General features: G+C 40.6%; 23 protein-coding genes. 3 read left to right on the top strand and 20 right to left on the bottom strand.

Annotated features, from left to right (window positions below):
* Complete coding sequence (locus NSQ54_07640; GenBank protein ID WYP27950.1) at positions 1–1,320, bottom strand: DEAD/DEAH box helicase; 1,320 nt, start codon at positions 1,318–1,320, stop codon at positions 1–3.
* 156 nt (positions 1,321–1,476) lie between these two features.
* On the opposite strand from NSQ54_07640, the gene vrrA reads away from it, so the two are divergent.
* From vrrA to NSQ54_07625, 3 genes are all read left to right on the top strand, one after another.
* Positions 1,477–2,100 (top strand): VrrA/YqfQ family protein, encoded by a 624-nt coding sequence (vrrA, locus tag NSQ54_07635; protein ID WYP27949.1) that lies wholly within the window; start codon positions 1,477–1,479, stop codon positions 2,098–2,100.
* Between the two features lie 131 nt (positions 2,101–2,231).
* Positions 2,232–2,720 carry a CarD family transcriptional regulator gene (locus NSQ54_07630; GenBank protein WYP27948.1) on the top strand — a complete coding sequence of 163 codons (489 nt, stop codon included), beginning with the start codon at positions 2,232–2,234 and terminating at the stop codon, positions 2,718–2,720.
* A gap of 104 nt (positions 2,721–2,824) precedes the next feature.
* Positions 2,825–3,766 carry a 4-hydroxy-3-methylbut-2-enyl diphosphate reductase gene (locus tag NSQ54_07625; GenBank protein ID WYP27947.1) on the top strand — a complete coding sequence of 314 codons (942 nt, stop codon included), beginning with the start codon at positions 2,825–2,827 and terminating at the stop codon, positions 3,764–3,766.
* A 45-nt stretch (positions 3,767–3,811) separates the two neighbouring features.
* Here NSQ54_07625 and NSQ54_07620 read toward each other — a convergent pair whose 3' ends face one another.
* The 19 genes from NSQ54_07620 to NSQ54_07530 form a co-directional block, all read right to left on the bottom strand.
* The gene (locus tag NSQ54_07620; GenBank protein ID WYP27946.1) at positions 3,812–4,933 is read right to left on the bottom strand and encodes a Nif3-like dinuclear metal center hexameric protein; all 1,122 of its coding nucleotides are present in this window, start codon (positions 4,931–4,933) and stop codon (positions 3,812–3,814) included.
* Positions 4,926–5,639, bottom strand: coding sequence for a tRNA (adenine(22)-N(1))-methyltransferase TrmK (locus tag NSQ54_07615; protein ID WYP27945.1), 714 nt, complete (start codon positions 5,637–5,639; stop codon positions 4,926–4,928). The genes NSQ54_07620 and NSQ54_07615 overlap by 8 nt, the downstream gene beginning before the upstream one ends.
* Before the next feature lie 113 nt (positions 5,640–5,752).
* Positions 5,753–6,136 carry a cytochrome c gene (locus tag NSQ54_07610; GenBank protein WYP27944.1) on the bottom strand — a complete coding sequence of 128 codons (384 nt, stop codon included), beginning with the start codon at positions 6,134–6,136 and terminating at the stop codon, positions 5,753–5,755.
* Positions 6,137–6,265: 129 nt separating this feature from the next.
* Positions 6,266–6,793, bottom strand: a complete 528-nt coding sequence (locus tag NSQ54_07605; GenBank protein ID WYP27943.1) for a hypothetical protein — start codon at positions 6,791–6,793, stop codon at positions 6,266–6,268.
* 64 nt (positions 6,794–6,857) lie between these two features.
* Positions 6,858–7,973 carry an RNA polymerase sigma factor RpoD gene (gene rpoD / locus NSQ54_07600; protein ID WYP27942.1) on the bottom strand — a complete coding sequence of 372 codons (1,116 nt, stop codon included), beginning with the start codon at positions 7,971–7,973 and terminating at the stop codon, positions 6,858–6,860.
* 49 nt (positions 7,974–8,022) lie between these two features.
* Positions 8,023–9,825 (bottom strand): DNA primase, encoded by a 1,803-nt coding sequence (dnaG, locus tag NSQ54_07595; GenBank protein WYP27941.1) that lies wholly within the window; start codon positions 9,823–9,825, stop codon positions 8,023–8,025.
* A 68-nt stretch (positions 9,826–9,893) separates the two neighbouring features.
* On the bottom strand, positions 9,894–10,349 hold the full coding sequence (locus tag NSQ54_07590) for a DUF188 domain-containing protein (GenBank protein WYP27940.1): 456 nt from the start codon (positions 10,347–10,349) through the stop codon (positions 9,894–9,896).
* Between the two features lie 343 nt (positions 10,350–10,692).
* Positions 10,693–11,499, bottom strand: coding sequence for a pyruvate, water dikinase regulatory protein (locus tag NSQ54_07585; protein WYP28522.1), 807 nt, complete (start codon positions 11,497–11,499; stop codon positions 10,693–10,695).
* Between the two features lie 41 nt (positions 11,500–11,540).
* A complete protein-coding gene (locus NSQ54_07580) occupies positions 11,541–12,176 on the bottom strand; it encodes a helix-turn-helix transcriptional regulator (protein ID WYP28521.1) in 636 nt (211 codons plus the stop codon).
* Positions 12,177–12,197: 21 nt separating this feature from the next.
* Positions 12,198–14,276, bottom strand: a complete 2,079-nt coding sequence (gene glyS, locus NSQ54_07575; protein WYP27939.1) for a glycine--tRNA ligase subunit beta — start codon at positions 14,274–14,276, stop codon at positions 12,198–12,200.
* The gene (gene glyQ / locus NSQ54_07570; GenBank protein WYP27938.1) at positions 14,269–15,159 is read right to left on the bottom strand and encodes a glycine--tRNA ligase subunit alpha; all 891 of its coding nucleotides are present in this window, start codon (positions 15,157–15,159) and stop codon (positions 14,269–14,271) included. Before glyQ ends, glyS begins: the two co-directional genes overlap by 8 nt.
* Positions 15,160–15,442: 283 nt before the next feature.
* Positions 15,443–16,207 carry a DNA repair protein RecO gene (recO, locus tag NSQ54_07565; protein ID WYP27937.1) on the bottom strand — a complete coding sequence of 255 codons (765 nt, stop codon included), beginning with the start codon at positions 16,205–16,207 and terminating at the stop codon, positions 15,443–15,445.
* A 22-nt stretch (positions 16,208–16,229) separates the two neighbouring features.
* Positions 16,230–16,379 carry a YqzL family protein gene (locus tag NSQ54_07560; GenBank protein ID WYP27936.1) on the bottom strand — a complete coding sequence of 50 codons (150 nt, stop codon included), beginning with the start codon at positions 16,377–16,379 and terminating at the stop codon, positions 16,230–16,232.
* A gap of 217 nt (positions 16,380–16,596) precedes the next feature.
* On the bottom strand, positions 16,597–17,514 hold the full coding sequence (gene era / locus NSQ54_07555) for a GTPase Era (GenBank protein ID WYP27935.1): 918 nt from the start codon (positions 17,512–17,514) through the stop codon (positions 16,597–16,599).
* Entirely contained in the window at positions 17,507–17,902 is a 396-nt protein-coding gene (locus NSQ54_07550; GenBank protein ID WYP27934.1) for a cytidine deaminase, read from the bottom strand. The genes era and NSQ54_07550 overlap by 8 nt, the downstream gene beginning before the upstream one ends.
* 19 nt (positions 17,903–17,921) lie before the next feature.
* Complete coding sequence (locus NSQ54_07545) at positions 17,922–18,311, bottom strand: diacylglycerol kinase family protein (protein ID WYP27933.1); 390 nt, start codon at positions 18,309–18,311, stop codon at positions 17,922–17,924.
* A complete protein-coding gene (gene ybeY / locus NSQ54_07540; GenBank protein WYP27932.1) occupies positions 18,295–18,762 on the bottom strand; it encodes an rRNA maturation RNase YbeY in 468 nt (155 codons plus the stop codon). The genes NSQ54_07545 and ybeY overlap by 17 nt, the downstream gene beginning before the upstream one ends.
* Positions 18,734–20,929, bottom strand: coding sequence for an HD family phosphohydrolase (locus NSQ54_07535; GenBank protein WYP27931.1), 2,196 nt, complete (start codon positions 20,927–20,929; stop codon positions 18,734–18,736). The genes ybeY and NSQ54_07535 overlap by 29 nt, the downstream gene beginning before the upstream one ends.
* Positions 20,930–21,054: 125 nt before the next feature.
* Positions 21,055–22,023 (bottom strand): PhoH family protein, encoded by a 969-nt coding sequence (locus NSQ54_07530; protein WYP27930.1) that lies wholly within the window; start codon positions 22,021–22,023, stop codon positions 21,055–21,057.
* Position 22,024 lies beyond the last annotated feature (1 nt).

Genomic DNA, 22,024 nt, shown 5'->3' with positions numbered 1-22,024 from the left:
TTATCCTTTTGAACGTCCCTTAATTCTGCGTTGTCTTTGTTCTTCTTTTGCTGCACGATATCTTGCTTTTTTCTTATATGCAGGCTTTACTTTTTTCGGTTTTGCTACCGCTTTTTTTGATCCAGATGAATCTGACTTACGATGTTGTGAACGTCCAAGACCAAGTGGCGGCTTCTCAAGCTTAATCCACTCACCTTTTTTCAGGTCAACATACGTAAAGGTAATTCCTTTTTTCACTAAACGCTCAATCGCTTGCTGATCCGTTTGAGCATATAATGTAATGGCGTCACCACTCATCCCTGCGCGCGCTGTACGACCTGTACGATGAACGTAGAAGTCTAAGTCCTTTGGCAGGTTATAGTTGATGACATGAGTAATTCCTTTAATGTCAATTCCTCTTGCCGCAAGATCTGTTGCTACAAGATATTGTACCTTCATATCACGCACTTGCTTCATAATTTGTTTACGTTCTCTCGGCTGAAGACCACCATGGATTCTCTCAGCGTTTAAACCAGCATCAAGTAAGGCCTGTGAAACTTCATCTGCCTCATCTTTTGTGTTTGTGAAAATAACAGCAAGGAATGGATTAATGGACTCGGCAACTTCCACTACTACCTTTAGACGATCACGGTGTTTTAGAGGAAGAAGCTTGTGTTCAATGAGTGTTGCCGTTGCTTGCTCAGGCTCAACCTTCACATGTCTTGGGTCATTCATGTATTTCTTTAAGAATGGTTGCAGCTTCTCCGGAATGGTCGCTGAAAAGACAAGCATTTGAAGCTCCTCGGCCATTCGAGACGCCGTACGGTCCACATCATCAATAAAGCCCATATCAAGCATTTGATCTGCTTCATCTACAACTAAAATGGTTGCAGTATATGCTTTTAACGCTTGATCGTTGATAAGATCCGCAATTCTTCCGGCTGTACCTACAACAATATGCGGCTGGTTTTTCAAGCGATCAACAGCACGACTTTTATCTGTTCCACCAACAAGTAATTGACTTACAATTGGCTGCTCCTCTGAGACGTGCTCAAGAAGCAACTTAAGCTCATCAAATAATTGAGTGGCAAGTTCTCTAGTTGGTGCCGTAATAATGGCTTGTACTTCCTGTTGCTCTGGTTTAATCACTTGTAAGATCGGAAGCAAGAACGACAATGTTTTTCCTGTTCCTGTTTGCGATTGACCAATGACATCCTTGCCATTAATAATTGCAGGAATCAGTCGTTCCTGTATTTCCGTAGGCTTCTTTAAGCCTTGTGCATCAAGTGCTTCTAATAAAAACGGTTGAAGGCCAAACCGTTTGAAATTCTCTGAAATCATGTTTATTTCCTACTCTCTGAACTTTAGGTATTTACAGTAGCTTATTTTACCACAGAATGACACTAAACACGACGTACTTCGGAAAACCGGGCTCACATCACGTATTCATTTTGCATATAAACAAGTAAATGGACATATATTGAAGGGAGAACGACCATGCAACGAATATTTGGACCCCCAGCTGGTCCAACACCAATTCAACCGTTAGCCAGAAGTCCTTTTATGTTTGGACCAGGACCCGGACCTAGTGCAGGGATGGTTCCTCCATCTGCCTTTTTTGGTGGTCCAGGAGCCCAAGCAGCATCCGGTTTCATGCAAGGTGCAGGAGGAAGAGTTGGTTTACTTGCTAGACTATTTGGTGGTGGCGGTGGGGCGAGTGCAGTGAGCGGAGCGGCATTCCCGACAGCAGGTGCCAGTGGCGGGAGCTTTCTATCCGGTATTAATTTCACTTCAATCCTCCAAAACACACAACGTATCATGGGAATTACTCAACAGGTAATGCCAATGGTACAGCAATATGGACCGATCATTCGCAATGCTCCAGCATTATGGAGGATTATGCGCAGTCAACCAAGCTCAGATGCGGAAGAGCTTACAAGCGAACCAACTGCACAAACCATTCCCATTCAAAATGAACAAGAGACGTTTGACGCTCCAGAAACGATGCCTCCTGTGACATCAGCGCCACCGGTTAGCGTACCCATCCAACCCCAATTGGCAACGATTCAGTCTGTTGCAAGACCAATTAGTGGCCCACCAGGCCCTAAGTTATATGTTTGATTAAAATCACGAGAAAATACTCGTGATTTTTAATTAAATAGTTGACAAGCTTTATAGTGGAATAGTATAATTTCAAATTTTGCTCCATTTGTGTTATACTAAATACTGACAACTCGAATGGAGGAATGCTCATGTTTAAAGTCGGTGATCATGTTGTTTATCCTTATCATGGGGCTGGAACAATACGAGACATTGAAGAGAAAGACGTTTTAGGTGAAACCCACTCTTATTTTGTTCTTCATTTCCCACTAGTAGATGTGAAATTAATGCTCCCTGAGAGTAAAATTGATAATTCAGGCTTGCGCAAGATTATTGAGCAAGATGAATTAGACAATGTAATTGAAGCATTGAAAAACGGACCTGAGCTTCCACCTTCTACTAGCCACTTTTCGAAAGAAACGGAAAATCTGTTAAAGAGCGGTAGTATCTTTGATGCAGCTCATCTCATTTCTTCCCTTTCAAAGAAACAGGCTGGTCGTTCAAACGGTCTTCATATACAAGATCGAAACCACCTTCAAAAGGCAAAACAGATGATTGCGAGTGAACTTGTTCTCGTAAATAATATGTCTGAAGAACAGGCATATGAGTTTATTGATAACAATTTGCTTGAATTGTCATAAGCACAACGATTGTCAACGACCTCCATCTCCATTACAATGATGGTATCAGACTGCTTCTCACCTTTTGTTTGGTTGGGAAGCATTTCTCTAGGAGGACAAGTTACATGAATGTAAAAAAGATCTCACCACGCGGTTATTGCTATGGCGTTGTAGACGCAATGGTTTTAGCGAGACAAGCAGCGCAGAACCTAGATCTACCACGTCCGGTTTATATACTTGGACAAATTGTTCATAATCAGCACGTTACAGATGCCTTTGAAACAGATGGCATTATCTCTTTAGATGGACCTAACCGTCTTGATATCTTAAAAGATATTGATAAAGGAACGGTTATTTTTACTGCACACGGTGTCTCACCTGAGGTTCGTACTCTTGCAAAAGAAAAAGGGTTAACCGTTGTTGATGCAACATGCCCTGACGTGACAAGAACACATGATTTAATTAGGGACAAGCATAGCGAAGGCTATCAGTTCATCTATGCCGGTAAAAAGGGGCACCCTGAACCTGAGGGAGCTATTGGTGTAGCGCCAGACGCTGTACACCTTGTTGAGAATACTGAGGACGTTGAAAACCTTAACTTAACAACAGAGAAGATTATTATTACGAATCAAACAACGATGAGTCAGTGGGACGTTTCAGATATTATGAAACGTGCAATGGAGCTTTATCCGCATGCAGAAATTCATAATGAAATTTGCCTAGCTACTCAAGTTCGTCAAGAAGCCGTTGCGGAACAAGCAAAAGAATGTGACCTAGTTGTGGTTGTCGGAGATCCAAAAAGTAATAACTCTAACCGATTGGCTCAAGTTTCTGAGCAGATCGCAGGAACAACCGCTTATCGAATTGGTGACATTACAGAGCTCGATCTAGAGTGGTTAAAAGGAGTTGAAGTGGTTGGAGTGACATCTGGAGCTTCAACACCAACACCGATCACAAAAGAGGTCATCAATTACCTTACTCAATTTGATCAGAATGATCCAGCCACTTGGCCGCTTACACGCACAGTGAATCTTGAGAAGCTTTTACCTAAAGTAAAAGTCAAATAAGAATCAAAAAACGATCGCTCCAACATCGGGGCGATCGTTTTTTATTTATATATATTGGTATGGATCTGTGTTTACTTCTGATGGCATGGATTCGATTGTATAACCCGACTCCGCTAAAAGCTGATTGAGCTTCTGTGCGACGCCTTTTTTCATAACCTTCTCGATATTATGTCCTGGGTCTAAAAGTGAAAAACCGTCTTCTATTGCATCGACCGCTGTATGGTAATAGATATCTCCAGTGATAAAGACATCTGCTCCCTTTCTCATTGCTGTTTGGACGTACTTATTCCCATCCCCACCAAGTACAGCTACACGAGATACTTTCTTATTAGGATCTCCTATCAAACGTAGGGTCGGTACGTCAAACGCCTTTTTAACTACCTCAGCCAGCTCGCTTAGCTTCATTTGCTTAGAAAGCTCTCCAATACGTCCAAGACCATAGGTTTCTCCCTTTTGCTCAAGTGCATAGAGATCGTAGGCTACCTCCTCATAAGGATGTGCCTTTTTCATAGCATCAACTACGGTTGTAAGCTGAGTCGCACGAACAATAGTTTCAATCTTTGTTTCCTCTACATATTCTTGTACATTACTTTGACCTATGTATGGATTCGATTCTTTAAGAGGTTTAAACGATCCGGTTCCGTCTGAGCTGTACGAGCAATGACTATACGCCCCTATATGTCCAGCTCCAGCTTCTCCTAGAGCCTCCCGAAGTGAATCTGCATGCGTTCTCGGAACGTATACAACAAGCTTTTTAAGCTCCTCAGCGTATGTTTCTGCGAGCACTTCTAGATTGGTTAATGATAATGCATCACTAAGCATGTCATTCACTCCCCCACGAGCAATATCTAGATTCGTGTGAGCCGCGTAAATAGTGATCCCATGTGACAGTGCTTTATGGATGATTCGTCCATGAGAAGTTTGCAAATCAATGGTTTTTAGAGGGCGGAATAATAACGGGTGATGAGCAAGAATAAAGTCAGCCCGCTCTTTGATGGCCTCGTCAAGAACAGCTTCTGTTACGTCAAGTGCCGTTAAGATTCGGTTTACTTGATTATCAAGGTTTCCTACCATTAATCCGATGCGATCCCCTTCTACAGCTAATGATGGTGGGGACCATTCTTCAAAAATCCGTATCACTTCATGGCCTGTTGGAGCATTAGACATTTTCTAAGACCTCCTGTACATGTTTGATTCTCATCTCAATTTGATTTTTTCTCTCAATAAGAGACTCTTGTTCTTTACCCTGCTTTAGGGCGTTTAACACGCGTTCCCAATTTTGTTGTTCACCCGCCCACTTTTCTATAAAAACCTTACTAGGTTCTTTAATCAGATGGGGACCAAGCATAAGCTTCTTCTCACGGTTATCCTCATATCTCTCTTCATCATTACCAGGTTCAGCTACTAATATTTCATAAAATTTCTCATTCTCTATTAAAATGTCTTCCTCAACTAGTTTCCAGTTGTTCTCAAGCAACCAAATTCGAACGGATCTTGCTGAATTATTTGGTTGAAGAACAAGCCGATGAACACCCTCTAGCTTCTCTTTTCCTTCTTCAAGAATGGATGCAATTAGCGCTCCTCCCATTCCGGCAATTGTTATACCTTCTACCTCACTTGGATTGATCACTTCAAGTCCAGAGCCCTTGCGTACGTCAATACGGCTCTCTAGATTAGATTCTCTTACTTGTTTTCTAGCCGCTTGAAACGGACCCTCAACAATCTCACCAGCTACAGCACGAATAGATGGGTTCGTAAGACAAAGATAACTTGGAAGATAGGCATGATCTGATCCAATATCAGCAAAGCTTTTTAAATGGTTCACATAGCGTGCAACAGCCATTAATCGATTTGATAAGTTATGTTCATTCATTTTTATATCACCTTTACATTGTTGGTTTACCGTTACTCATCATACCATATTTCATTCTAACGAAAAAACTTCCTCACGTGGCATGATTCGCACGAAAGGAAGTTTCAAAAGAATTATTCAGAAATCGATAGTAAGTACTCAGAAATCGCATCAGCTTCTTCTGGACTATATTGCGTTTGTGGTGGCATGGAGCCAATTCCGTTTTGAATAATATCAGAAATTTCTTCTACTGAATAGTCACCATCAAGACCATTAATTGCAGGTCCTACAGAACCACCAGCTAAGTCACCACCATGACAGTTGATACAGGATTGCTGAGCAAGTTCTTCCCCTGCAGCGATTGGATCATCGATTTCGACCGTTTCCTGTTCACCTGTCCCGTTCTCTTCCTCTTCAAGAGCGTTTCGTTCAAATACTCCGTAAGCCGACATCACTGCCATTAAAACAATACCGATTAAAGCAATAAGTGCAAAAGGTATAAGTGGACTTCCTTTCATAATGCGGACCCTCCCAAAAGATGACGTTTACAATTCTCGTTAACCTTATGTACAATCTTTTCACGTGCGTCTCTTATAGTTTACTTGAAAAGCGTATATCTGAAAAGGACAAGTTTTAAAATCTGGTCGTTATTGATAAAAAAAGAAAATAAGTATGGCAACTGCTGTCATAAAAGCGGCGATCAAATAAAAGATTTTTTGCTTCATTTTCAGACCAAGCCCTAGCCAGATAACCACAAATAAGAAAATTACAGCTTGAGTCGGAATCTCAGTCCATGTTGTAAATGAGGAATAGAGAAAAAAAACAAATAAAATCATTGTAAGCATAAGCAAGTGAATAGCCGATTCCATTGCATGGTCCCGCCTTTTAAACCAAGTAAAAAACGTTAAAAGGACTAGTAAAGTTAAAAGGCCTATTTGCAAACCACTTTCAAAATCAGTAAAATATAGAATAAAGACGGAGATTAAGAAACAAAATTGAGTAAATAAAATAAATGGGATCATCTTAGCTCGTTTCGTTTCATGCTGTTCAGGCAGCTCATCTTCTCCTTCGCTATATAAGGCAAGCAAATAGTGACACTGCTGTTCTGGCAAAAGTTTTGTCTTTTGCCAATAGTGAATTTCATTGATGATAATCTCTCTTCGCTGTTTGTCCATTTTTGCCTCCAACCATTAAAAAAAGAGCCTACCCCAATTGGAGTAAACCCTTTTTAGATACAACCTATTCTAAAAAGTCCTTTAAACGTTTGCTTCTGCTTGGGTGACGAAGCTTACGCAGGGCTTTTGCTTCAATTTGACGGATACGCTCACGCGTAACACCAAAGACTTTTCCTACTTCTTCAAGCGTTCTTGTACGACCGTCATCAAGTCCAAAACGTAGACGTAAAACATTTTCTTCTCGATCTGTTAACGTATCAAGAACGTCTTCCAACTGCTCTTTTAATAACTCATATGCAGCAGCATCAGAAGGAGCTAGCGCCTCTTGGTCTTCGATGAAATCTCCTAAATGAGAATCATCTTCTTCACCAATTGGTGTCTCAAGGGAAACGGGCTCTTGAGCAATCTTAAGAATTTCACGTACTTTCTCTGGTGTTAACTCCATTTCTTCTGCTACTTCTTCAGGAGTTGGTTCACGACCAAAGTCCTGTAAAAGCTGTCTTTGAACTCGGATTAGCTTGTTGATGGTTTCAACCATGTGAACAGGAATCCGAATGGTACGTGCTTGGTCAGCAATTGCACGAGTGATCGCTTGACGGATCCACCACGTAGCATACGTACTAAATTTAAAACCTTTCTGGAAATCGAACTTTTCAACAGCCTTGATAAGTCCCATATTTCCTTCTTGAATTAAATCTAAGAACAGCATTCCTCGACCAACATAACGTTTGGCAATGGAAACAACTAAACGAAGGTTTGCTTCTGCAAGGCGTCTTTTCGCTTCCTCGTCACCTTGTTCGATTCGTTTAGCGAGTTCAATTTCTTCAGCTGCTGATAGGAGTTGAACACGACCAATTTCCTTCAAGTACATACGTACAGGGTCATTTATTTTAATGCCAGGAGGCACGCTAAGATCGTTTAGATCAAACTCTTCTTCTTTGGCTGCTTCAGGAGAACTTGGACCTTCATCAGACTCGTTTTGTAGATCAATACCTTGCTCACCAAGGTACTCGAAAAACTCATCCATTTGTTCAGCATCTTGCTCAAAGCTCGCCATCTTTTCTGTGATTTCAGCATACGTTAAAACTCCACGCTTTTTGCCTACCTCCACTAATTGTTCTTTCACTTGATCGATGGATAATTCACCTTCCGTAACTGGACGTAGTGGTTTATCTGCCATGCGATCCCCTCCTTCCATTGTTCAAAACGTAACATCATTTGTTGGCTTTCTAAGAAAGCTCTCTCTTTAGCTGCTGGATTTCTATTAATAACCTGGCTTGTGAAATTGGATCTTGTTCAAGCTTCGATTCAATTTCCTTCTGCTCTATTAATACCCTTTTTGGATAGTTCTCAATCTGTTTGACGTAATCTTCCAATTCCTCATCAGAACAATCAACATTAACAGTCATAGCTGAAAGCTCCGATGCTAGTCGCACGATACCAGGATCCTCGATACTCTGCAAGAACTCTCTTGGGCTTGCCTCATTTCCTTTTCCATAATAAGCAAGTAAATAAGCGTAAAGAGCTTGATGTTCATCCACATTAAATGCAGAACCCAAACGCTCTTGAATTCGCCAAGCAAGCTCCTCATCATTCATCATGTGAACAAGTAACATGCGCTCAGCATTTTGATAAGCCGGTAATAACTTCTTATGTTTGAGCTGTCTAGGCTTGCGAACGACTTGTTTTTCAAGATTCTCATTAGCAGTATACGTGGTCTTAGATTCCTTATACATCCGATATTGCTCTTCTTTAAGAACATCTAGCGATAAAGAAAATTCGTCAGCAATCTGTCTTAAGTAATGATCTCGCTCTATAGCTCGAGGAAGCTTTGCAAGCTCTTGTAATACTTCTTCGATATAGACCATTCGTTCTCCTTCATCTTGGAGATTTTTCTCCTGACGAAGATACTTCATCTTAAATGCCATCACTGTTTGACCGTTCCCTATTACATCTGCTTGAAACTGTTCGGCACCGTATGTTTTGATGTAGTCATCGGGATCAAGGTCTACTGGCATGTTCGCTATACTCACCATACATCCAGCCTGCTCTAAGACGCTAGCAGAACGGAAGGCAGCACTTTGACCTGCCTGGTCTGAGTCATAGCAAATTAATACGGTCTCAGCATTTCGCCTAAGGAGCTTAGCATGTTCCGGCGTAAGCGCCGTACCGAGTGTAGCTACACCGTTGGTTACTCCTGCGCCCCAGGCAGCCACCACATCAGCTGCTCCTTCAAATAAAACAGCTACATTTGATTTTCGAATCTCTGCTCTTGCTAAATGCAGACCATACAGAAGCTTGTTTTTTTGAAAGATAGGTGTTTCTGGACTGTTTAAGTACTTTGGCTTTCCTTCGCCTACTTGTCTTCCACTAAATCCAACAACTCTACCCTGCGCATCCCATATAGGAAACATCAGCCTACTTCTAAACCGATCGTATACTCCGTCGGATTGCTCTCGCTCAGCTAGCAGTCCTGCTTCTACCATGTCGGTCGGTTTAAACCCTTTTTTCTGTAGGAACGTAGAAAGATTTTCCCAGCCTATTGGTGCAAACCCCATCTGGAAGTGATCAATCTGACTCTTCGTAAATTCTCTCGTTGCAGCATACTCTCGTCCTGGCTTTCCCTCATCAGTAAGCGTGAAGACTCTGTGATAAAAAACGGCTGCTTCCTCGTGTCCTTTATAAAGCTGAGTATATCGGTTTTCTGAAGCTGACCCACTGCTTTGATACACAGTCTCTGGAAGTGAAATACTTGCAAGGTCCGCTAGATGTTTCACAGAATCAGTAAATGAATATCCTTCATGCTCTCTAAGAAAGGTAAACACATTGCCGCCTGCCCCGCAGCCAAAACAATGATACACCTGCTTCTCGGGAGATACCGAGAAAGATGGTGATTTCTCGCCATGGAACGGGCACAATCCTGTATATTGCTTTCCTTGCTTTTTTAGTTGTACATACTGACTGATTACATCTACAATATCGCTTGATTTACGAATCTGCTCAATTGTTTCCTCAGGTATTCGGGTACTCATATACATCACCGTTCATAGTAAAATCAACCACAAGACAATAAGATTCGAGTTTTTTTTCTGTTTTCCTTCTATTTTTGCAAAATAATCTTTAATTCTTTTACAAAATGGTTACGATCCTCTGCTGTAAAAGGTTTTGGACCCTTCGTTCGAATGCCTCTTCTACGTTTTTCTGCAGATTGATGTCGAACCTGTAGAAGAAATTCAATGGTTTCCTCAAGATATCTATCTCCACGCGGTGACAAAGCGATCACTCCTTTTTTAAGCAGAAGTGAAGCTAAAGCATGATCCTGAGTGACACAAACATCGCCTCGCGTCACATGATTCATGATATAAAGGTCTACAGCTTCTTTGTCTGAATCCACCATGACTTGGCCTACTTCAGGAGGAAGTATCATCATGTGAGCATAAGACATCACAAACACAATCTTAATATCAGGTTCGAATCGATAGGTTAAGATCTCATCTTTTACTGGACAGGAATCTGCATCAACATAAAGGTGAATTGCCCTCTTTGTTTGATCCATAGTATGTTCATTCCACACTCCCTTAAAAAAATCCTGCTACATAAGCAGAAAAAGTTGAATTTCGTCGAAACCTGGAATAAATGACATCTTTTTTGGCGTATTCTTTTTAAAGTATCCCTTACTATCATTACCAAAAAAACCGGAAAAAGTCTTGACTTTTCAAATTTATTTGTTCTCATATAAAAATAGACCATTTAAATATGAAATAAACTTTAAATCACAATTCTTTATTATACGTAATAAATAGTCATTTGAACAGAGTTTTATCTTAACTGTGTTAAATAGAGTGATAAAGGAAGCTCTTAATGTTCATAAAAAAACATTAAGAGCTTCCTTTTTAAAATTATTTACGTTGAAACATATTAGAGATTAAATTAGCGGTTTCTTCTACGGCCTTATTTGATACATCGACTACAGGACATCCTATGCGACTCATAACCTTTTCAGAATAAGCAAGTTCTTCTTTAATTCGGTTAATGTTTGCGTAGTTGGCTTCTGATTTTAAACCTAAGGCTTTTAATCGTTCCGTACGAATACTGTTTAGTTTCTCAGGACTTATTTTAAGTCCAATACATTTGTTTGGAGAGATTTTAAAGAGCTCCTCTGGTGGTTCAACCTCAGGCACAAGTGGTACATTTGCAACCTTTAGACGCTTGTGAGCTAAGTATTGGGATAACGGTGTTTTAGATGTACGAGATACACCAATTAACACAACATCCGCACGAATGATTCCTCTTGGATCTCGACCATCATCATATTTAACTGCAAATTCTATTGCTTCGACCTTTCGGAAATAATCTTCATCTAACCGGTAAATCACCCCAGGCTCGTATCTAGGCTTCTCATTTGTAAGCTCTGAAACCTTTTGTAGCATCGGTCCAATGATATCCACCGTTTCGACTTGTTCTTCTTTGGCTCTTTGCAGTAAATAGTTCTTCATGTCCGGCACAACCAAAGTAAAAGCAATAAGTGCTTTTGCTTCTGCCGCTAAACAAATAACCTCTTCAATTGTACCTTTGTCTTCTACGTAAGGAATGCGTCTTAGTTCAACTCCAGATCCACTAAACTGACTGACAGCAGCCTTCACAACAAGCTCTGCTGTCTCCCCTACAGAGTCAGATACTACGTAGACAATCGGACGGTATGTCATTTCCACATCAGAACTCTCCTTCACTTAAGCACACGTTGCACTTAAATAGATTCGTTATTCGCGAGGTCAACAAGCAAACTAGTTATATTGGTTTTCGTAATACGACCAGTTACTTCTAGTCCACTTCCATGATCTGTTTTTCTTACAATAGGCAAACCATCAATTTGCTTTGAAATCAGCTTTTTTGCTACGTCTATAATAAAGTCATCCTCATAACAAACTGTTACATTAGGCATTCTAGTCATAATAATCCCCACCGGAATGGTTTCGAGTGACTTCTGTCCAAGACTTGCTCTAAGCAAGTCTTTTCTTGAAACCACTCCTGTAAGGGTTGAATCCTTATCCACTACAAATAATGTCCCAACATCCTCTAAAAACATCGTTGTAATGGCTTCGTAAACAGATGAAGACTCATTCACAACCACGGGCCTTGATTTATAATGATCTACCGTAATTGTTTTTACTTTATCAGATAGAATTTCGGCATTTTGCTTTCCAGTATAAAAATATCCAACTCGTGGTCTTGCATCTAAATAGCCTGACATGGTTAAAATGGCTAAATCTGGCCGAAGAGTGGCTCTCGTTAATGAAAGCCTTTCAGCAATATGTTCACCTGTAATTGGGCCATTTTCTTTTACGATACTAAGGATTTGTTCTTGCCTACTAGATAGCTCGATGGGATTTCACCGCCCTTTACCTTAAAAAACTAGCTTGTTAAATTGCGCAAAGTCTTCAATTTCTTGAGCCAGTTGTTTCATTAGTTGAAGTCTGTTATCTTTTACTTCTTTTTGGTCGGACATAACCATAATGTGTTCAAAATATGCATGAACAACCGGAGCTGTTTGTTCTAGTGCTTGATAGGCAGCGTCTACCTGGCCTTGACCTTTTGCTTGCTTCAAGAGTTCAGAAAGCTCAACATATCGGTCATACAGTTGGTTTTCTTCCTCTTTCTCAAATAAGTCAGGATCTATCGTAACAGTCGCTTCTGCTTTCTTTGCAATGTTTGTGACACGACTTAATGCTTCAACAACCTTTTTAAATGACTCTTCCTTATGAACACTTGACAGAAGCTCTGCTTTCTTGAATACCCAAGGAATGGACTCCTGCTCACTTGTTAACACAGCGTCAATAACATCATACTCGATGCCTCTATCAGACAATGCGTGTTTCATTCGTAACATAAAGAATTCATAAAGCTGGTTTAGTGTTTCTTCTTTATTTGCTATGTCTAATCCTTTTTCCTCAGCCGTTTCAACTGCAAGTGCAAGTAATTGATCAAAACCAAGATCAATTTGCTTCTCAAGAGCCATTTGTACAAGACCTAACGCTTGGCGTCTTAAGGCATAGGGATCTTGAGACCCTGTTGGAATTAATCCAATGGCAAAACACGAAACGATGGTATCTAGTTTGTCTGCCATACTTACAATAAGACCGATGTCTGATTCAGGTAAGCTATCTCCGGCAAAACGCGGGTAATAATGTTCACGAATCGCTTTTGCTACATCCTTGTTTTCACCAAGGTGCTGTGCATATACTTCTCCCATTAAGCCTTGGAGCTCTGGGAATTCACCTACCATTTGTGAAACGAGATCGAATTTACTAATTTCAGCTGCTCGTTGAACAAGATTAATCGATACGTTTTCGAACCCAGGTTGTGCAGTTAATTTCTCTGCAATACTCTTGATACGCTTCACTTTGTCACCAAGAGATCCAAGCTCTTCATGATACACAATGGAATCAAGCTGTTTTACAGCCGCGTCAATATCCATTTTTTGATCTTCTTTGTAGAAGAAAGCAGAATCAGAAAAACGTGCACGTAATACTTTTTCATTTCCTCTTGCTACATTTTCCAAGTGGTTGCGGTCTCCATTACGAACCGTTATAAAATGTGGTAAAAGTTTACCTTCTTGATCCTCAACTGGGAAGTAACGTTGATGTTCCTTCATCGTTGTTAAAAGAACTTCTTTTGGTAAAGTCAAGAATTCTTCTTCGAATCGACCACTTAGTGCAGTTGGCCACTCAACGAGATTTGTCACTTCCTCTAGCAAGTCTTCATTAACTGGAATAACCCATCCCTCTTGTCCTGCTAGCTCCTTCAATTGCTCTCGAATCACTTGCTTGCGTTCAGTTGCATCAACTAATACAAATTGCTCTCTTAGAAGCTCTTGGTAATCACTTGGGTTTGAAATTGTGATGTCTTTTCCAAGGAAACGATGACCACGGCTTGTATTTCCTGTTTCAATAGAAGTGATCGAAAATGGAACAACCTGCTTGTCATATAAAGCGACGATCCACTGAATGGGACGAGCAAAACGCATAGTATAATGATGCCATCTCATATTTTTCGGGAAGTGTAGAGATGTAATAAGTTCTTTTAATTGTGGAAGTAATTCAATTGTTTTCTTTCCTTCTTGGAACGTTTTTGCAAACACATATTCCGTTCCTTTTACTTCCTGTGTAAACAAGTTATCTGGTGTAACCCCTTGACCGCGAGCAAAACCAAGTGCAGCCTTTGACCAGCTTCCATCTTCTGCTAAGGCAATTTTTTTGGCAGGACCACGTGCCTCGCTTTCAAGGTTTGGCTGGCTATCTTCTAAGTCAGTAATTTGTATAGCCAATCGTCTTGGAGTCGCAAATCCTTTTACTTCTGAACAAGCTAAACGTTGTTCTTTTAACCACTCTTCCACTAATTGTGTGAGTTGATTGATAGAAGATGTGACAAATCGTGCTGGCAGTTCTTCAAGTCCAATTTCAAGTAGAAAATCATGTTTACTCATGGTTAGACTCCTCCTTTTCTTTTAACAGAGGGAAACCAAGACGTTCCCGTTCTTCATAATAAAGTCTCGCTGCACGACGAGCTAATGTACGTACACGTCCGATATATCCTGTACGTTCTGTAACAGAAATCGCTCCACGCGCATCTAGAAGATTAAAGCTATGCGAACATTTTAGAATGTAATCATAAGCAGGTAGTACAAGCTGTTCATCTAATGCTCTCCCTGCTTCTTTTTCATACGTCTGGAAAAGAGAAAACAGCATTGATGTGTCAGACACTTCAAACGTATATTTAGAGTGTTCATACTCAGCTTGACTAAAGATGTCCCCGTATGTGAATCCTTCTACCCACTCAAGATCAAATACATTTTCTTTGTCTTGAATATAAGAAGCTAGACGCTCCAGACCATACGTAATTTCAGCTGAAACAGGACTTGCTTCCATCCCGCCAACCTGTTGGAAATACGTAAATTGAGTGATTTCCATGCCATCTAACCAAACTTCCCACCCTAGACCAGCGCAACCAAGTGTAGGGTTTTCCCAGTTGTCTTCAACAAAACGAATATCATGCTCAAGCGGATTAATCCCAATCGCTTTTAAACTGTCTAAGTAAAGCTCTTGAATATTTAAAGGTGATGGCTTCATAACCACCTGGAATTGGTGATGCTGGTATAGACGGTTAGGGTTTTCGCCATATCGACCGTCTGCCGGACGTCTTGAAGGCTCAACATAAGCCACATTCCACGGCTCTGGACCAATCGTTTTTAGTAACGTAAAAGGGCTCATTGTACCGGCACCTTTTTCCGTATCGTACGCCTGCATAATGATGCAATTTTGTTTTGCCCAATACTCTTGTAACGTTAAAATCATTTGTTGTACATTCATTGTACAGCCTCCCAGTCTTTAATTCGCATAAGAACGAGATCCATGCAAAAAGCTCCCGTCCCTACGCTGATATCAGCGTAGGGACGGGAGCTTTCCCGCGGTTCCACCCTACTTATTCGTACATATTGTACGAACCACTTTCGTTGTAGGTGCTCCGAAATGCCTTTCGCTGCTTACTGAATCTCAGGCTCACACCGTCCCCAAGTCGCTTTAATCAGTGGATAGCAGGTACTTCTTCTCATCACTGCACCAATCTATTAGTAAAATCATACATAAGTTCACACTACGTGTCAATATTTGTTCCTAGATTCATTCGTTCAAGCTGATCTAGAAAACGTCTAGACTTTAAAGTGACCCCAGAATATTCATCATAATACGCACGAATGATCTGCTTAAGCTCTTGTTTCGTTTCATTCTTTAATGAGATTTCTCCAAGACGGTAAAGGTCCATTTCGTAAAACAACCGTAACAAGCGGCTTGTTTGAGCTGAACATGGGAACGCGTGCTCATCTTTATGCAAACAAGCTCTACACAAAAACCCACCGTATCGAATGGAAAAGGCAGCAGGAGTCTCAACCGATCCACATGAGATACATTGCGTTAAATTCGGACTGATCCCTGCCACATCCATCATCTTCATCTCAAAGATTCGAGTTAAAACTTCTGGATCTGCCCCCTCTTCCATTTTAAGAAGGCTTAAATACAACCAATCAAACAAAAATAAATAACGTTGATTTTCTTCCGTTAGCTTATCAACAAGCTCAGCCATATACATCGCATATGAAGCCAGAGTCAAATCTTCACGAATGTTTCGAAACGATTTAATAGGGTCGCCTTGGTTTAATGTTCCAAGACCACTCCCTTTATAAATCACAAAAGAGCCGTATACAAACGGCTGTGAGATAGCGGTAAGCTGGCTTCTGGGCTTTTTAGCACCTCTAGCCATCACGCCTACCTTCCCTCTTTCTTTTGTGAGTAGAGTAATAATTTTATTTGTTTCACCGTAGTCGACGGTTCGAATGACAATTGCTTCTACTTTGTCTAACATGATAACCACACCTAGCTGTCTGTTACTGAGGGTTTGGATCAAACGTCAAATCGCTAGTACCAATATCGTCAGGACCATTCTCCGCTTCTGAGTCGCGCTCAAGCTCCTTAATTAATAAATACGTATCAAGATTTCCTGTGTTGGTAAAAACCTTCCAAGATAAGTCGAGCATGTCAGAATTCACTCCTTTGTCAAAGAATTCGTTCCATCTGTACTCCTAGTTTCACCTAATAAAGTTAGATCATGATAAGGAAATATTACTAAATAAATGACCTTGACAAGATAATGACTGTTCTCAAACCATTTTCCCCGTATCTTTTCTTTAATGATAAGGCTTTCCTAACAAAAAAACAATGGTTAGAAACCCAACCATTGCAAAAAAACATGTACTAATATTCGTCAGAACGAAAACCAAAATCTCTTAATTGAGCAGGCTTATTCCGCCAATCCTTTTCAACTTTTACCCATAATTCAAGAAAGACCTTTGTACCGAGCAACGCTTCAATATCAGCTCTGGCTTGTTGCCCAACTTCCTTAAGCAGTGCTCCACGCTTTCCAATCACAATTCCTTTTTGCGATGAGCGTTCTACAACAATCGTTGCTTGAATGTCAATCATATCCTTATGCTCACGACGCTTCATACTTTCAATTCCAACTGCAATTGAATGTGGCACTTCCTCATGTGTAAGTTGAAGAACTTTCTCTCGGACTAACTCTGCCACAATAAAACGTTCTGGATGATCCGTGACTTGATCTGCCGGATAATATTGTGGACCTTCTTCAAGCTTGTCCTTAATTTGTTCAAGCAGAACAGGAACATTGTTCCCGCTTAATGCTGAGATTGGAATGATCTCTTTAAACTCGTGCTTTTGCCTATATGTATCAATTAAAGCGAACAGTTCATCTGGATGCACAAGGTCAATTTTATTAATCAAAAGAAATGCCGGTGTGTTTGTTTCCTTTAGGCGATTAATAATATATTGCTCTCCTGGCCCAAAGCCTTCATTTGCTTCAACTAAGTATAAGATAATGTCCACTTCACGTAAGGTATCTTTTGCGACCTTCATCATAAAGTCACCAAGCTTATGCTTCGGCTTATGAATACCTGGAGTATCAATAAAAATGATTTGAGCATCATTATCCGTGTATACACCTTGTATTTTGTTACGAGTCGTTTGAGGCTTGTCTGACATAATGGCAACCTTCTGACCAATCACTCGGTTTAGTAAAGTTGATTTTCCGACATTTGGTCTTCCGATTAAACAGACAAATCCTGATTTGTGTTCATTTTCTTGTTGATTACTCATTCATATCCCCCGCTTTAAAAGCTCCGGGCAGTAATTCTGCCACTGTTGTTTTTACTATTTTTCCGTTTGTACTACCTAAGTATACATGAACATCTGGTCCACATAACTCCATCATGACTTGACGACAAGCCCCACAGGGTGAAACAGGTTCGTCAGTATTGGCAATCACAGCTACAGCTTTCACTTCACGGTTGCCTTCCGAATAGGCCTTATACAGTGCTGTACGCTCAGCGCAATTCGTTAACCCAAATGAGGCATTCTCAATATTGGCACCATGAAAGATGGTGCCATCAGCCATTAAAAGCGCAGCCCCCACTGGAAATGAAGAGTAAGGAACGTATGCATTTTCTCTAGCCTTTGTTGCTTCTTTCATTAACTGCTCATTCATCAACATCGCTCCTCATGTATTAAAATAAAAGTTCCAATAGTGGTGGACCAAAAAGAAGCAGCCCAATCACCACAGCAAAAACTCCATATACAAACACCGCAGCTGCCGCGACATCTTTTGCTCTTTTTGCAAGCGGATGAAACTCTTTTGTGTAAAGATCGACTGTTCGCTCAATTGCCGTATTCATAATTTCAAGCGAAAACATTCCACCAATAACGAGCAATAGAATCATCCAATGCATTAATGGAAAGTGAAGCCACCACGCTAAGGCCATCACTAAGAGAGAGCAACCTAGATGGATTTGCATATTCTGCTCGTACTTGACGACATGCTTTAATCCATGGGTTGCAAACACAAATGATCGAAGTAACCGTCTGAATCCTTTTTGGTTTCTATCTGACAAGCCCATAACTTGTTAAGATCTCCTCCTGACGGCCAAACATCTCCTTCTCGTCCTGCTCCGTTAGATGGTCATAGCCAAGTAAATGAAGAAAACCATGAACCACTAAAAAGCCGAGCTCACGTTCAAAGGAATGACCGTAATCTTCTGCCTGCGATGAAATTCTCGGTACCGATACAATAATATCTCCAAGAAGGTTTGGCATCCCATCGATCGGTTCAACCACATCATCTTCCCCTTCATTTAATGCAAACGATAAGACATCGGTTCCTTGATCCTTCCCTCTATGCTCTTTATTTAGTTCTCTTATTTCTTCATCATCTACAAAGCTAACAGACACTTCGTAATCCCCAACAAGTTCTTGAACCTTTGAGGCATGCGTAATGATGTCTTGTATAAGGTCTAGCTGCTTATTTGTTAGGGTGTTTGTTTCATCCATGGTTTCCACGAGTATCGTCATGTTCTTTCCCACCTTTTTTAATTTCATCCGGGTATTCAATTCGTTGATGGAATGTCCCTTTTAACGTCTCGAGCATGGACAACGCAATGTCGTTTAACTCTCTTAACGTAATTTCTGATTCATCAAACTGCCCGTCTTCTAATTTTTCTTTAATAATCTTATTCACCATTGCTTCAATCTTATCTGGTGTTGGCTTAGACATTGCACGTACAGCAGCCTCCACACTATCAGCAATCGCAACAATACATGCTACCTTATTTTGAGGCTTTGGTCCAGGGTAGCGGAATTGAGATTCTGGTAATGGCTGCTCAACATCCTGATTCGCTTTATGGTAAAAGTATTTAAGTAAGCTCGTTCCATGGTGCTGTTCAGCTATATCTACAATTTCTTTTGGCATCTTATATTCCCTGAGCAAGTCTGCTCCATCATAAGGGTGGGAGATAATAATGGTCGTACTAAGCTGTGGTGAAATTTTATCATGAGGATTGTCCTGCCTCAATTGATTTTCAATAAAGAAATGAGGTCGTTTGGTTTTCCCTACATCATGATAATACGCCCCGACTCTTGCTAGAAGCCCATTCTCTCCAAGTCGTTCGCACGCAGCCTCTGCAAGATTTCCAACAACCACGCTATGATGATACGTTCCAGGAGCTTCTGTTAAAATCTTACGTAGCAACGGGTGATTCGGATTAGATAATTCAATGAGCCTTGAAACAGACAGAATTGAAAAACCGGTTTCAAAGAAAGGAAGCAAGCCAATGGTTAAGATAGCCGCAGCGATCCCTGAGAACGCAGCACTGGCTACATGGGACCCCACCTCAATCCAGTTATGCTGTAATCCCTTTATAAAAAGAAGTGTTAATACAGCAATGACGTTAATACAAGCCACTAAAAATCCAGCTTTAAGTAATCTTGTGATTCGATTGGATGTGTCTAGAAATAATGCACCTGCAAGCGAGCTAACTAAAAGATAAAAGCCGTACGTTACATTAAAGGAAGACGCTCCATCTTGGCTATAAAGAACGGTACCTACTATGGCATAAAGCACACTTGAAAATAGAGCAATTCGTGTATTCAATAATAGCGTTAAGAGCATCGTGCCGGCTGCAACAGGTACTACATAACCGACCCCCGCAATATTAATTAATTCAGTATAACTTGTCACCTTCATCAAACACGTAACAATGACAAAAACAAGGATGAACATGAGAAAGTGAGAATTGTTATTCTTAACAGTGGTATTTGATTCTTGAATAAAGTAAAGCATCATGCCCATGATAATCATGACAAACATACCAAGGCCAACATAAGGATAAACATTAAGAGATTCATCCAATAACCCAACTAACCTAAGTTGAGCATAGGTTTCATTGTTAATGACATCTCCTTGCTGGACTAATAATTGACCTTCTCTAATCATTACAGGCTCAATATTCTCGGAGGCTTCCTCCCGCAGACGTTCGGTAGAGTCTCGATCATACACATAGTTTGGAATAATCGCAAATTGACCGACCTCAACCATGGCATCACGCAAGCGATTACTAACTGTTGAGATATTAATCAAATCATCTACCTGATCCTTTGCCTCTTGTAGATCATTTGCTTCAATCTGCTCACTCATTACTTCGAAAACAGTGTTTGATGTGGCCTCTTTTGCTAGAACAAGCTGAGATTCAGAGGTTTCTAACAATGTAATAATTGTTTCATCAGAAAGTTGATTACTCGTCCCAGAGGAAAGTGCATCCTTTACGCTATTTAAGCGCTCCTCTAAAACCTCTTCTTCATCCACTTCCACATCCGTTTCCTCTGAATCTGACTCAGCAGGAGTTTGATCCTTTTTCACCTGAATCACTAACTCGAAGATATCGTTTACACGTCCACCTTGCGTTTCAGCATAGTTTTGCTTTAACACATAGTTTGGTTCAACGTTCTCAACGGCCTCGCTTTGTAGTTGTTCGGTAGCTTGTCTATTTTCAATCGTAATGGGCGACCTGATATCTTCTTCGGCAGTATCAGAAAGATGAATATCCAATTGCTCCGGAATAACATTCCCAAGCATCATAAAATAGAGAAAGACAGCTGTTAGAAAAACGAGAATGGATTTTATGTATCGGTGCTGCTTAATCTCATTCCACCATGTTTTCACTGATTTCGGCTTCTTAGCCATATTGTTCACCTCAAATTCTAATCCGAGAAATCAATTAACTATACACTATTCTGTAAGAGAAGCAGACCAAAGAATTGGTCTGCTTACTAGTTGTAGAAGGTATGTATGAACGATCCATGCCATGATTAAGACTGGCCTGGATCGTTTTGATCGTATGCTTGGATAATTTGCTGAACCAACGTATGTCTCACTACATCTGATTGCTGTAAATGAATCATTCCAATGCCCGCTACATTTTTTAAGATCGCACTAGCGGTTTCAAGCCCGGATTGTTTTCCTTTTGGCAAATCAATTTGAGTTAAGTCACCGTTAATCACCATTTTTGAGCCGAAACCCAATCGTGTGATGAACATTTTCATTTGTTCTTTTGTTGTGTTCTGCGCTTCGTCTAAGATGACAAATGCATCATCTAAAGTTCGACCACGCATATAAGCAAGTGGAGCCACTTCAATCGTTCCGCGTTCCATCAAGCGTGCTGTCTGTTCAACTCCAAGTACATCATGCAATGCGTCGTAAAGTGGTCGTAAGTATGGATCAACCTTTTCCTTAAGGTCTCCAGGCAAGAAACCAAGACTTTCACCCGCTTCTACTGCCGGTCTTGTTAATACAATGCGATGCACTGCACCATCCTTTAGTGCATTAACAGCCATAACAACAGCTAAGTAGGTTTTTCCGGTACCCGCTGGTCCAATTCCAAACGTCATATCTTTCTTGCGAATCTGGGTTACATAATGCTTTTGTCCGAGTGTCTTTGCCCGAATCACTTTTCCTTTAACAGAAGTCGCAATCTTTTCATCGTATAAATCATATAGTTCGCTTAATTGTCCATTCTTCGCTAGACCCGCAGCGTAAACAACATCACGCTCATTAACACTCATACCTACTCTTAACAAGTGTAATAATGATTGGAACAGCTCAGCCGTATGTTCGATCGCAACGCTAGGACCAGTAACAGAGATTTCTTCTCCTCTTGTCACAATCTGTACGTTTAGGCTATCTTCCACTCTTTTTATATGTGAATCATTGGGACCGAATAAGAGCTGTACTTCATTTGTGTTTTTTGGTTCTAGATGTAGTACTCTGGTTTCTGACAAA

This window comes from Alkalihalobacillus sp. FSL W8-0930 (assembly GCA_037965595.1).
GTDB lineage: Bacteria > Bacillota > Bacilli > Bacillales > Bacillaceae_D > Alkalicoccobacillus.
The sequence above is the reverse complement of the archived record's forward strand: the minus strand, read 5'-3'. Positions and strand labels throughout refer to the sequence as shown.